Raw genomic sequence first — 13,163 nt, forward strand, 5'->3', positions numbered from 1 at the left:
TATGACTTTTCGGCCTTCGGCACCGTCGTCGACGTCGGCGGCGCCACCGGCAACCTGATCGCGGCGATCCTGGCGCGGCACGAGGGGCCGCGCGGCATCCTGTTCGACCGGCCCCATGTGGTGGCCGACGCGCCGGCCCTGCTGGCGGAACGGGGCGTGCAGGCGCGCGTGGCGATCGAGCCAGGCAACTTCTTCGAGACGGTTCCCGCCGGCGGCGACGCTTATGTGCTGTCCCACGTCATCCACGACTGGAGCGAGGAGCAGTGCCTCACCATCCTGCGCCATGTCCGCAAGGCCATGCAGCCCGACGGACGGCTGCTGCTGGTGGAGATGGTGCTGCCCGCCGGCGACACGCCCCATCCCGGCAAGGTGCTCGACATGGTGATGCTGGTGCTGCCCGGCGGCCAGGAGCGAACGGAGGAGGAATACCGCCAGCTCCTCGCCAAGGCCGGCTTCCGCCTGACGCGGGTGATCCCCACCAGCTCCGACGTGAGCATCGTCGAAGCGGTGCAGGGGGCGTAATCAGGGATGCGCTTGATTGGTGAGCGCCTTTGATCGTCATGGCTTCGGTCCGGCCTGTCCGGAAGACGGTGCGCTTCGAGAAACAGCCGATGGTTACGGCCGGTGTCACCCCACCGCGGCAGCGCGGCACGGAAAGCCTCGTCCGTCCGTAGCGCTTGGCGCTGCATCAGAATTGCGCCAGGTCCGGACGTTGGGGCCTTGCCAGGAAGCTGACGTCCGTGGCGCATCGTCACGCCTCGCGGCATCCCAACACGCGCTCGGCCCGTCGGCACGCAGTACGCTTCGTCAAACTCTACGCCAACTGAACCAGGCGGAGGGTGTTCTTGAGCTTCGCAGCGAAACTCTCGGAACGCTRTTCACAGACCTGCCGAATCCTGCCCGCGTGGCAGAGCCAAGCTGTGTGGCGCGCGGTCGATCAGGAGGGCTATATTCGGGATGAGATCGTCCAGATTCGGTCTCGAAGAAGAGGACGGCGCCGTTTGCCGCCGTCTCTTCAGGAAACCCCGAATTTCCCGCGTTCAACGTACACCGACCACGCATTGCGTCAGGACATCATGCTAAAAAATGCTCTGCTGAATCAACGCTATGCGGTATTTGTCCTTGCCATGCTCGCTCTTGCCGCCTCGCTTGCCGGGGGGCTCGCCTATAGCGGGTGGCTGCTTGTCCCGGCGGTGATTGCGGGCGCGCTGGTCCTTCTGGGCGTTCATGATATGCGCCAGCACAAGCATTCGATTCTGCGCAACTATCCAGTGATCGGGCATCTGCGCTTTCTGATGGAAAGCATCCGGCCGGAAATCCGGCAATACATCATCGAAAGCGACCATGACGAAGTTCCGTTCAGCCGGCAGGACCGCGCCCTGGTCTACCGGCGCGCCAAGGGCGACGAGGACAAGCTGCCTTTTGGCACCTCTGAGAACGTCTACGGTTCCGGCTATGCGTGGTTGACCCATTCGGCCGCGCCGACGGCCATTGTCGACACCGATTTTCGCGTCCGGATCGGCGGACCTGCCTGCAGGCATCCCTACGAGGCCAGCATCTACAACATCTCGGCCATGAGTTTCGGCTCGCTCTCTGCCAACGCCATTCTGGCGCTCAACACTGGCGCGAGGAAGGGCGGCTTCGCACATGACACCGGCGAAGGCAGCATCAGCCGCTATCATCGGCAAGGCGGCGGGGACCTGATTTTCCAAGTGGCGTCGGGCTATTTCGGCTGCCGCAACGAAGATGGCAGCTTCTCTCCCGAACGTTTTGCGGAACTGGCTGCTGATCCGCAGATCAAGATGATCGAAATCAAACTCAGCCAAGGCGCCAAACCGGGTCATGGCGGCATGCTGCCAGCTTCCAAGATCTCACCCGAGATCGCCGAGGCGCGAGGCATTGCGATGGGCGTAGACTGCATATCGCCTGTGGCCCACAGCACCTTTTCCACCCCGACGGGGCTGATGCAATTCGTCGGTGAACTGCGCGAGCTTTCCGGCGGCAAGCCGGTCGGCCTCAAGCTTTGCATCGGCCATCGCCGCGAATTCATGAGTATGGTCAAGGCCATGCTCAACACCGGCATCGTACCCGATTTCATTGTCGTGGACGGCGCGGAGGGTGGCACTGGCGCCGCTCCCGTCGAATTCGCCAACCGCGTCGGCATGCCGATGCTGGAAGGGCTGACCTTCGTCCACAACACGCTGCGGGGCGCCGGCATCCGCGATCAGGTCAGGATCGGGGCGGCTGGCAAGATCGTGTCAGCCTTCGACATCGCCCGCACGCTCGCGCTCGGGGCGGACTGGTGCAACGCGGCGCGCGGCTTCATGTTCGCAATCGGCTGCATCCAGGCCCAGTCTTGCCACACCAATCGCTGCCCAGTCGGTATCGCGACACAGGACCAGCGCCGCCAGAGCGCGATAGATGTCGGCGACAAAAGCGACCGCGTCGCGCGCTTTCATCGCAACACCATGCACGCGCTCGGCGAAATCGCGGGTGCGGCGGGCCTCAGCCATCCCAGCGACTTCATGCCCTATCACTTCATGTTCAGACAGAAGGACAACGAGTTCCTCGATGGCAACGAGGCCTTCCCCTATCTGCCGGAGGGATTCCTGCTGGGCGGAAACGAGTTTCCGGAGCTCGCCGATTGGTACAGCCGCTGGGATCGCGCCAGTTCCGACAGTTTTGCTCCGCCGGAGATTCCACATGGTCCGTTCCAAACGCGTCGGACCGCGAGGGCGATGGTGGGCGTCGCATAATCGCCACGACGTGCCGCTTGTGCGACCAGGGGATGACCAGCGACAAATGCTGCCAGACGCGACGTCTCGGAACCCGGCCGGTGGTCATTCCGTGCGGGGTCGGTCCGGACGCTGGGGGAGGCGCTGAAGACGGGCGCGCCCGGTTCGGCGCGGGCCACCATCCTTACCGCCGGCAGCCCCTGGTTCGCGGGGGCCTTCGACGACATCGCCTATTCCTTGCAGAGCGGCAGGACGGCGTTCGAGAAGGCGCAGGGCGTGCCGGTCTTCGACTATCTCGGCCGGCATCCGGACGAGGCCTCGCTGTTCAGCGAGACGATGATCGGGTTCCACGGCCGGGAGCCGCCCGTCTTCGCGGAGGCCCATGACTTTTCTTCGCGCCCGCTCTGGTGATCACCGGCCAATCGGCCCGTTCCAGCAACTCGCAAGCGCAGCGCATCCTCAGCGTCGTCAGCCATTCAGGCGGGTCATGCCGGTCGCCAGTGAGAACGAGGCGCGGAAATGGAAGCGGCTGAGCTGGACCAGTCCGGCTCGTTCGTCGAGGCCACGCGCGTCATCCTCAGCCTCGCCGCGCCACAGCAAAGCGGCGCAGCGTAGATGATCCCGGGAAACGGTCCCCTATTGGACGCCGATCACCAGGATTGGCGGAGACTCATTGCACCCCGATTTTCTCCCCTGGGCCTACCCTGCCGCCCCAAGCCTCAAGCCGTAGCCGGAGCACGACGCTTACAAACCTGCGGGCGAATGGCTGTAAACTCGCCCTTAACCTCGATCGGTCATTTCGCTGGACTAGTAGTGAGTTAGCGCGGGCTGCACCTGCTGCGGCGCAGGAAAGCAGATCTATGCGGCTGATCGTCGGCACAATCATCGTCCTTGTCTGCGTCTTCGGCGGCTATGCGGCGATGGGCGGCAAACTCCTCGTCCTTTGGCAGCCGTTCGAATTTGTTATCATCCTCGGTGCAGCGGTCGGTGCCTTCATCATCGGCAACACCGCGCCGGTGCTCAAGGCCGTGCCCGCCATGTTCGGCACGCTCATGAAGGGCTCCAAGTACAAGCCGGAAGCCTATGTCGAACTGCTGGCGATGCAGTATTCCTTGTACAAGCTTGCGAAGCAGAAGGGCCTGCTCGCGGTCGAGCAGCACATTGAAGATCCGAGCGAGTCGACGCTGTTCAACGCCTTCCCGACTTTTGCAGCGAACCATCATGCGGTCGAGTTCGTCTGCGACTACATGCGCATGTTGACGATGGGTGCCGACAACGTCCACGAGATGGACGCTCTCATGGACGAGGAACTGGAAACGCACCACCAGGAGCAGGAGCGCATCGTTGCGGCCATGCAGTCGATCGCCGACGGGACACCAGCGCTCGGCATCGTCGCCGCCGTTCTCGGCGTGATCAAGACGATGGGGTCGATCACCGAGCCGCCGGAGGTGCTGGGACATCTGATCGGCGGCGCGCTCGTAGGCACCTTCTTCGGCGTCTTCGTCGCCTACGGCTTCTTCGGGCCCATGGCGCAGTCGCTCAGGAGCATCTTCGAGGCGGAATCCAAGTACTACCTTTCACTCAAGGCGGGCCTCCTCGCCCATATCAGCGGCCAGCCGCCGGTGATGGCGGTAGAATTTGCTCGCAAGGCTCTGATGAGCGACGTCCGCCCGACCTTCAGCGAAGTGGAAGCGGCAACCGCCGATCTGCCCGCCAACATCTGACCCAATCTCCAGTAGGGACTCGATGGCCAAGCCCGCCCAGCCGATTATCATCAAGAAGGTCAAGAAGGCCGCTCATGCGCACCATGGCGGGGCCTGGAAGATCGCCTATGCGGACTTCGTGACCGCCATGATGGCGTTCTTTCTGCTGATGTGGCTGATCAGCATGACGACGCAGGAGCAGAAGATCGGCCTGGCGGAATACTTCACGCCGGGGGCTGTGAGTGCGAGCACCAGTGGCGCTGGCGGCGTCCTGATGGGTACCGCCCTGGACAAGTCGGGCAACAGGTCGTCGGCGCCCCGCGACGCGGCGAGGGGCATCACGGAGCAGGAGGACGGAGCGCGCCGGACCAGCTCGGGCCGCGCCAGCGACCGCGAAGTCAGCCGCCCGGCCGCCGGCGCGCAGGCCCAGCACAGCGCCGTAGCCAGCCTCCGGCAGGCGCTCCAGAACATGCCCGAAATAGCCGAGCTGTCGCGCAACATCGTGATCGAGCCGACCAAGGAGGGCTTGAACGTTTCCCTCGCGGACGAGCTCGGCCGGTCCATGTTCCCCGAGGGCTCGGTCGACCCCCACGAGCGCACCCGTCGCGTGCTGGTGGCGCTCGCGCCCACCCTGCGCGGGCTGCCCAACCAACTGTCTGTCACGGGCCACACGGCCGCCGCGCGCCCGGGCTCGGTGCGGGCCGTCGATTCCTGGAGCCTCTCCGCCGGGCGCGCGCTCGCCGTGCGCGGGATCCTGTCGGGTGCCGGGCTCCCCAACGACCGCTTCGCTTCCGTGGTGGGACGCGCCGACACCGAGCCGGTCTTCCCCGACAATCCCTACATCGCGCCGAACCAACGGGTGACGATCACGCTGCTCAGTGCGGAGCCGCCGCTGCCCCCGAACGTCTTTCGCTGACGACAAGGCGCCTCGGCCGCCTGAGAGTCCGGTTGAGATTGAGCTCAGTCGCTGACACGACGTAAGAGGCTGACAATTGCGACGTGGATTGGCACATAACCGAGACGCCCTTGGCTGACGTTGTGGACGTCAGCTAAGGGCCTCCTTTGCCTATTGCCGAGCGCGCCAGCCAGACTGCCCGAAAGTAAACTCCCTGGATGCCGGCAAAGGGCCAGCCCAGGCCTGCCCAGCGACCTGCCAGCCCGACCCCCACCGAAGTCGCAGGCGCCTGGTCCATTTGCGGCATTGCGCTGACGCGGACGCGTCGCTTCAGGCACTGTCCGAAGCTCGGGGAGAGGCTCGGCCATCTCCGAGCCCCAATCTTAAGGATAAAATTAACGAGTTGTTTACTCTTTCCCGAGGCGTGCGACGCTCGTCAGGGTCGATTCAAAGTCCGGGCTCACATGCTTCATCTTCTCCGCGTCCTCACCCTCGCGCTCGTGCTGGGCACGCCGGTGCTCGCATCGGCGGCCCCCGAATATCGACCGGCCGAGATCTCGTTTGCCGAGACGCTGAAGCTCGCCGAGGCCGGTCAGCTGAAGAGCGTCCGGCTCCTCGATGATCGCCAGGCGCGGGTGACGACGATGGATGGCCGCACGGCCGTCATTCGGACGCCGGTGTCTCAGGCCTGGGCGATAGACCTGGCAAAGAGCGGCACGGACGTGGAATTCGGCAGTCCCGAGGTCAGTGCGCTCAGCCTGTCATTGGGGATTTTCGGGCTGGTGGCGCAAGTCCTGGTGCTGGCCCTGATCGTTGGAATGGCCGTCTGGTTGCTCCGCACTGTCCGCAGCAAGTCGAAGATCGGTGAGTTCATCAAACCTGGCGACCCGAAATCGTTCACCCGGTTCGATCACGTCGCGGGAGCTGACGAGGGCAAGCAGGCTCTCCGGGACATCGTGGCTTATCTGAAGGACCCGTCGAAGTTCGAAGCCGTTGGTGCTCGGGCAAGGAGCGGGGTTCTGCTCGAAGGTGATCCAGGTAACGGCAAGACTCTGCTGGCCAAGGCGGTGGCGGGCGAGGCTGGCGTTCCCTTTCTTTCGGTCTCCGGCTCTGCTTTCCAGGAGATGTTTGCCGGTGTGGGCGCCGCACGCGTGCGCTCGATCTTCAAACAGCTGCGCAAACGCGCTCCCTGCATTCTCTTCATCGACGAGATCGACTCGGTGGGAAAGCGGCGCTCCGATGGCTCGAGCTCGGTGGAAAACGATTCCGCCAACACGCTCAACGAGCTRCTGACCCAGCTTGACGGGCTCGGGTCCTCAGCGGGCATCGTCATCATTGGCGCGACCAACCGCATTGATGTCCTTGACCCGGCGCTGGTGAGGGCCGGGCGCTTTGATCTGCACATCACTGTGCCGGCACCCGACCAGATGGCCCGTGAGCGGATCCTTTTGGTTTCGGCGCGCGACGTCGAGATCGCCGCAGACGTCGATTTCGCGACGGTCGCACGCGGAACACCCGGTTTCTCGGGAGCCGATCTGGCGACCCTGGTGAATGAGGCTGCATTGCGTGCCGGCAAGCGCGGCGACCATCAGGTCAGGATGGCGGATTTCGAGGACGCGCGTGACGCCAAACTGCTCGGCGGCGACCAGCGCCACGGCCTGATGATCGATCCGGGCGAGATGGAAACGATCATCGTGCATGAAGCAGGGCACGCATTGGCCAACGTCCTGCAGCCGGAATGCGACCCGATCCACAAAGGCACCGTGGCTCCCCGCGGACGCTCGCTTGGGCATATCGCCATGCTGCCGCTGAAGGACCGTGTGCTGCTCCGCAAGTCGAAGCTGAAGGCCGAACTGATCGTCACGATGGCGGGCCGGGCTGCCGAGGAAATCAAGTTTGGCGATGACGCCATCACGAGCGGGGCTGCCGCGGACATCCACGAGGCGACCAAGATAGCCCGTGATATGATCACCCGCTTTGGCATGGGCTCGACGATGGCCAGCCGTGTCGACGGCGGCAGCGCGTTTTCGGCCCGACCGATCTCGGAGAATTCAAAGCAGCGCGTCGATGACGAAGTCGAAGAACTGCTGCGCGAATGCTACGCGGCGGCTCTCACGCTGCTGCGCGCCCATGAGCCTGCCCTGGATGCACTCTCCGCGCGTTTCCGGGAGCAGGACACGCTCTCCGGCGACGAGATCAGACAGATCGTCAAAGACACCATCGAGATGGCCAGTTTGAGCACAAGCCAGGCTGCCTGAAGCATCGGCCCGAAAAGTGGATTGCGGTTTTCGGGGCAAAGCATGCAATCACAGATGATCCAGCATGGTCGTCGCGCCGCGCGCCCTGATTGCGCGCGGCCCGGGAAATCCCGTTCGTCCCGACTGCCGACTGCCGACTGCCGGTTGCCCTGGTTGCGAACACCCAATCTTTGCCGTCCGGCCAGGATCGGAAAGCGGATACTCAGTTCCGTCACAGATCGATGACGACATCGCCCAGAGGCTGGGAACAGCAGATCAGCACATTGACGCCGGCTGGTGGATCGATCGGCTCGGGCCGGTAGGCCACTTTCCCAGCCACAAGCCCGGTTTCACAGGAGTGGCAGACCCCCGTTCGGCAAGACCACCGCGTGGGGATGTCGCAGGCTTCGGCAAGCTCCAGAAGGCTCTGAAACGCCGGCCCCCAAGGGACGCTCAAGCCGCTCCGGGCGAACGAAACCATCGGCCCCGCAGCGGAAGGCCCAGGAGGCAGGTGCGGCGGCAAGTGCGGCGGCCGCTGCGGCGAGGCGACGATTCCCGGGTTATTCGACGGACCTGCGCCGAACCGCTCAGTATGGATACGGTCTTCAGCGATGCCCCAGGCTGCAAGGCCTGCGGTCAGGTTGCTCATGAAGGCCGACGGCCCGCAGATAAAGAAGTCGGCATTGCGCGGGACGTCCAGATCCCGAAGCACCCCGATGTCCAAACGTCCATAAGCATCGAAATCCACGCCCGGCCGGTCCTCGGGATCGGGCGCGCTGTAGCGTATGTGGCGGTGGCCGTGGGCCAGGGCTTCGAGCAGGGTTCGGGTCTCCTGAGCAAAAGGGTGCTCACGGCCGCGGCGGGCCCCGTGCAGCCACCAGACGTCCCGTGGCGATGCTTCGGCCGCCAATGCGTGGAGCATCGACAGGACGGGAGTCGCCCCCACCCCCGCACTCAGGAGGACAACGGGGCTATCGTCCAACCGAAGCGTGAAGTTGCCTCGTGGCGCGCTCACGTCCAGCACGTCGCCAATCTGCACCGCTTCGTCGATATAGGTGCCCGCCACGCCGTGCGGTTCCCGCTTTACGCTGACGCGATAGTTGCGGTCGCTGGGTTCGCCCGACAAGGAGTAGCTGCGCATCAGCGCCGGCGCGACCGGGGCCGGCCTCAGGCGCAGCACGACAAACTGACCGGGAAGAGCAGCCGTCAGGGGCTGTTCATCTACGGGCTCAAGCGCCAGAGAGATCACGCCGCCGCTCTCGCGAATCTTGCGCGACACCCGCAGCGGGCGGAAACCCGCCCATGCTGGCGGCGGCCCGGACACCGGAGCGAGCCCGGCATTTCCCGTCGTCGCGCTGCTGCTCTGCTCTTGCGCGAGCAGCGCCTGGAAGGATGCGCGCCAGCCTGCGCTCAGTGCGGGGATGCGCAGCGCCCGCTCGATCAGGCTGCTGGGGTGACCGGGCCTATAGAGCAGCGCATCGATCTCGGCGACGGTGATCCGCTCGGCGCCGATTCCGACCTGGACGATCTCATCGCCCGCTTCGACCTGGCCTTCCTCCAGAACACGCAGATAGAAACCGGGCCTGCCACGCGCCACCAGCAGCGCGGCCAATTGCGGCTCGTTCATGCGAAGACCGACCCGGTAGCAAGTGACGCGCGGCTGCGTCACTTCGAACAGGGCGCTGCCGATCCTGTAACGGTCGCCAATGCAGACCTCACCATCCGGCAAGCCATCGACCGTGAAATTTTCTCCGAACTGTCCATAGGAGAAGTCGTCCCGGCCCAGCTCAGCTTGCCAAAAGCGATAGGAGTCCAATTGGTAGACCAAAACAGCCCGGTGCTCGCCGCCGTGCCCGGCAAGGTCTCCTTGCCCATCCCCATCGATGTTGAGCCGACGTACCGCGCGCGGGCCCTGAACCGGACTTTTCCAAACGGCGGTGTGGACGGTCTTGCCCTGCCACGGAATGTCGCGTGGCAGGCCCACATTGACCGAAAGCAAGCGAGCCATCACTAAGCCGCCGCCCTGGTGGAAGCCGCGATCGATACGCCTCCGGAGAGCAGGCCGACTACGGACATTGGTAGACGATCTGGCCGTAGGAGTTCACGACCTGCTGGCAGCCTGGGGCGTAATAATAGGCCCCAGCCGCCGCGGCTCCGGCGGCCCCGTAGGCGGCGCTCCTGCGGGTGGTCCGGCGGGCCACGCCGGCGTAACTCATCGGCGTCAACGGTCGCCCGACCCTCGCCTCCGCCTGACTGGTGAACGCGGCCGATGGAGCGGAGATGTCTGCGCTCCAGAGCAGGGCAGCGCCGCCGGCCAGCACTGCGAGCGCGGCGCGGGACATGAATTTCAAGGCTGACTTGTTCATTTCTGACCTCCGGGAACGACGCCGGCTGGAATTTCGTCAATGTCCTTGAGCAAGGTGATCGCAACGCCGCTGGCGCCTTCCGGCGGCTTGAAAGCGAACGCATCCGGTGCCGGGCTGACGCCGGTCTTCCAATCCCTGAGCCGCAGCGTGTACTGGGGCGCGGCACCAACGGCCTTGCTCGTGATGACGTATTTGCACGGCAGCGGCCGGTCACCGACCTCGACCCAGAGCTGCCAGTCGGTGTCCAGATTGCGGAAGGCGAGATGTTCGCATTCGACGCCCCCGACGATGCCGCGGCCGAGATGCTTGGCCTCCAGCACCCCGGCCATCAGCGCGTCGTAGGGCTTCGACAGAAGAAGGTCCGCCCCTGGAATTTCGAGCAGGGTTTCGTTTCGGAGCTTGTCGACCACGGTGTCGAAGGAACCGACGGCGGGAACCTGTGCGAACCGGTTGCCGCCGCGGTCAAAGACCGTCACGTTTGAACCGTCTGAGATCAGTTCGACATCGGCATAGCCGCCGGTCCGGCTGATGCGAAATTTGTTCGGGCGGCTCATGGTGACCTCACCCGAGGCGCTGAACTGGATCTTCTCAACGGCAGGCGTCACCACCTCGACGTCGGCATCGAACTTCACGGACAGGTTCTCCTGGCGGCTGAGATAGTCCGCCATCCCCTTCACGATGCTCCGGGCGTCGTCCTCCGCCGAGGCGACAGGCGCCGCAACACCTGTCACGGCCATCGCGGCGAGAAGGCCGAGCGCGGACCTCAAAAGCGCGGCGCGCGGATGCAAACGGATCCTTCGGTTCATTGCGTGATCCTCCCTGGCTTTCCTCGGGAGCGAACCAGCGGAGACCAGGCCTGCTTCGTCCCATTGGATCAACAGCCCCGCAGGGGCACTTTAATCCTTCGCGAACACCATGAAYACCGGGCTTGACCGATGACAGTCTCCTCGGCGTTCAGGCTGCTGTCGCCGACGAGCTTCCGGCTCGAAGGTCAGGCCCGTTGCTCCAGGGCTCCTCGCGCGTGAATTCGAAATGGCATCGGCCTGAATGGCGCGAGTTGCCGGGCGGCTGCCATGCGAGCACAACGACCGAGAGGGGCGGGGAGCTGACATTCGCCGGACCACGTCGGCCGTTCGCGCGGCGACGTGCTGCGCCATCGCGTGCGCACCCGGTAAGGTCTGGAACCACAACGCCTGTTGGCCGGCCTGGCGCAACCGGCGTCGCGCACAGGCCGAGGCCGCTGGCGGCCTGCGGGATCTGCTTAGGCACATCAGCGCGATCGTCACGACGCTCGGCAGCGTATGCTTGTCTTCGGATCACTGTCATCCAGAATGCCAATGCGATTGCGATTGCTGACGGAGAGACAAATGTACAAACACATTCTCATCGCAACAGACGGCTCCGAACTTGCTCGCAAGGGACTTGAACATGGCCTGGCCCTCGCCAAGCCGCTCGGGGCGAAAGTCACCGTTCTGACCGTGTCGGAGCCCCTGAGCCCGGACATGGCACGCGCAGCCCGACTTAGCGGCGTCGGTGATCCCATCGGGGGCTACGACCACCAGATTGATGCGCTGATGAAGGAACGATTTGCGTCCATCGAACAACACGCGTCCAAACACGGCGTTACGGTGGATCTGGAGCACGAAATTGATGATTCGCCTGCCGAGGCAATCGTCCGATCGGCCAAGCTCAATGGCTGTGATCTTATCGTCATGTCCTCTCATGGCCGGCGTGGTGTGCAGAAGGTCTTGCTCGGCAGCCAGACATCAGAGGTTCTGGCGAGGACGACAATCCCTGTTCTGGTGATCCGGTAGTCGCTGATCTCTTCCGGCTTGTGACGCTTCTTCGGCATGGCGGTCCTCCTGTCTGACACAAGACATCCTTCAGGGGGGACCAACTCAGCGGGGGTGGAGCACGCGACGCGTGGCACGATCTGTCCGGTGCGGGGCTCCGAGCCAGTCCTCGCGGCACCGTCGTCCCGCGGAGGAGGGAGCGTCCCCTGCGATGACGCCCGCATCTCGTTGCGGAAGCTTCGCTGGCTATGTCAGCCGCGGCATTCCTCGAGGTCGAGATCGAGTTTGCTGCCCTGCAGGAACGCCTCCGGCCAGGCCGAGGTTCACACTGTCCCCTTCCAAGAGCCAACACTGGTGGGATGGCCACATGAGTTTATGGTCGCTGCCCGTGTACGGCTGCCTCGGGCTGCCGAAGCGGACGTGACGCAAAAGCCCGCCGGATCGCTCCGGCGGGTTTGCTGTCAGGCTCCGAGCGCGATCGCTCGTCCCCATCGACAGGGCAGGGCGTCAGCCCCGGCGGACGTTCCAGAACAGCGGGGAGGACGCCGTCAGGATGTCCTGGGGTGCCCGTTCACCGATCCACGAGCGAAAGGACGACTTCGATCTCCTCGTCGAACATTCCGCCGGTGGGAGAAAAGCCGAGCTTTTCATAGAATGCCTGCGGGCTGCCCGGCCCAAGGCCAAAGCTCGTGTAAAGTTCTCTGATACCCCGCGATCGGAGGCGCGCAGCGATCTTGGAGATTGCCTGCTTTCCAAAGCCGCGGTTCTGAAAAGGCCTGGCGATCATGAAACGCCACAAGTAAGGGCCAGGGCAGTCGATCCCATCGTCCCAATCCGATCCTTCGTGCACCATCACGAAACCGATCAAGACATCACCCGCATAAACTCCACGGAACCAAGCCGATTCCGAACAGAATCCTTCTGCAATCGACGACCCGTTGTCCGCGACAAAATCCCTCTGTTCTTCGGGCAGGGTCTCGCTCAGTTCACAAATTTCAGAGACATTTGCAGACGTGACCCGTCGAAACGTCACCTCCGCATCACTTGGTGGGATTGTCATATTCGAATTTCCTACACTGTCGATAGTAATCGTAGTAATTTCGGCTCGCTATCAAATTTCTAAATCGAAATCAAGAGAATATGATCACGAACTACGTCCTGTTTTTGGCTCCTTTGGTGTTTTTGTATTAACGCCCTCTAGGGAAGGTTGAGTTGTTAATCTGTCTCTTCGAGGAGCTGTTTCGCGCGTGCGGCATTGGGCTTGGTGATTGGCAGATTGCGATCGAGCCCGAAGATATCCGGCGTCACCAGCTGTCCGACGGGTTTGCCGAAGCCTTCCATGGCGATCTCGGCGCGCCCGATTGGTGATGGAGGAACCGGGCCAGTTCGTGTGAAAAATGCTCCAGCCGCCGCGCTCAACCGGTTCCCTGGAGG

At 63.8% G+C, this 13,163-nt stretch carries 12 protein-coding genes; 7 read left to right on the forward strand and 5 right to left on the reverse strand.

Annotated elements, in window-relative coordinates; genetic code table 11:
• The 6 genes from AC1D34_RS23805 to AC1D34_RS23830 all read left to right on the forward strand — a co-directional run.
• Positions 1-522, forward strand: a 522-nt coding sequence (locus AC1D34_RS23805; protein WP_476825507.1) for a methyltransferase, incomplete at its 5' end; no start/stop codon positions are given.
• Positions 523-1,076: 554 nt separating this feature from the next.
• On the forward strand, positions 1,077-2,756 hold the full coding sequence (locus tag AC1D34_RS23810; protein ID WP_441507225.1) for an FMN-binding glutamate synthase family protein: 1,680 nt from the start codon (positions 1,077-1,079) through the stop codon (positions 2,754-2,756).
• A gap of 216 nt (positions 2,757-2,972) precedes the next feature.
• Positions 2,973-3,146 carry a hypothetical protein gene (locus AC1D34_RS23815; protein ID WP_476825508.1) on the forward strand — a complete coding sequence of 58 codons (174 nt, stop codon included), beginning with the start codon at positions 2,973-2,975 and terminating at the stop codon, positions 3,144-3,146.
• Positions 3,147-3,394: 248 nt separating this feature from the next.
• A complete protein-coding gene (gene motA / locus AC1D34_RS23820) occupies positions 3,395-4,459 on the forward strand; it encodes a flagellar motor stator protein MotA (protein WP_441507177.1) in 1,065 nt (354 codons plus the stop codon).
• Positions 4,460-4,481: 22 nt separating this feature from the next.
• The gene (locus AC1D34_RS23825; protein ID WP_441493794.1) at positions 4,482-5,354 is read left to right on the forward strand and encodes a flagellar motor protein MotB; all 873 of its coding nucleotides are present in this window, start codon (positions 4,482-4,484) and stop codon (positions 5,352-5,354) included.
• A gap of 197 nt (positions 5,355-5,551) precedes the next feature.
• Positions 5,552-7,591 carry an ATP-dependent metallopeptidase FtsH/Yme1/Tma family protein gene (locus AC1D34_RS23830; protein ID WP_476825509.1) on the forward strand — a complete coding sequence of 680 codons (2,040 nt, stop codon included), beginning with the start codon at positions 5,552-5,554 and terminating at the stop codon, positions 7,589-7,591.
• Positions 7,592-7,802: 211 nt separating this feature from the next.
• Here AC1D34_RS23830 and AC1D34_RS23835 read toward each other — a convergent pair whose 3' ends face one another.
• From AC1D34_RS23835 to AC1D34_RS23845, 3 genes are read right to left on the reverse strand one after another with little or no spacing between them, the layout of a single operon-like run.
• A complete protein-coding gene (locus AC1D34_RS23835; protein ID WP_441493796.1) occupies positions 7,803-9,578 on the reverse strand; it encodes an MOSC domain-containing protein in 1,776 nt (591 codons plus the stop codon).
• Between the two features lie 58 nt (positions 9,579-9,636).
• Positions 9,637-9,936, reverse strand: a complete 300-nt coding sequence (locus tag AC1D34_RS23840) for a hypothetical protein (protein ID WP_441493797.1) — start codon at positions 9,934-9,936, stop codon at positions 9,637-9,639.
• Positions 9,933-10,742 carry a DUF2092 domain-containing protein gene (locus AC1D34_RS23845; RefSeq protein ID WP_441493798.1) on the reverse strand — a complete coding sequence of 270 codons (810 nt, stop codon included), beginning with the start codon at positions 10,740-10,742 and terminating at the stop codon, positions 9,933-9,935. Before AC1D34_RS23845 ends, AC1D34_RS23840 begins: the two co-directional genes overlap by 4 nt.
• Before the next feature lie 561 nt (positions 10,743-11,303).
• On the opposite strand from AC1D34_RS23845, the gene AC1D34_RS23850 reads away from it, so the two are divergent.
• Positions 11,304-11,750, forward strand: coding sequence for a universal stress protein (locus tag AC1D34_RS23850; RefSeq protein ID WP_441493799.1), 447 nt, complete (start codon positions 11,304-11,306; stop codon positions 11,748-11,750).
• 550 nt (positions 11,751-12,300) lie between these two features.
• Here AC1D34_RS23850 and AC1D34_RS23855 read toward each other — a convergent pair.
• On the reverse strand, positions 12,301-12,789 hold the full coding sequence (locus AC1D34_RS23855; protein WP_441493800.1) for a GNAT family N-acetyltransferase: 489 nt from the start codon (positions 12,787-12,789) through the stop codon (positions 12,301-12,303).
• 155 nt (positions 12,790-12,944) lie between these two features.
• Positions 12,945-13,163: hypothetical protein (locus tag AC1D34_RS23860; RefSeq protein ID WP_476825510.1), on the reverse strand; the 219-nt coding region annotated here is incomplete at its 5' end.

The sequence above is a fragment of the Allobosea sp. P1_A7 genome, from assembly GCF_056406775.1.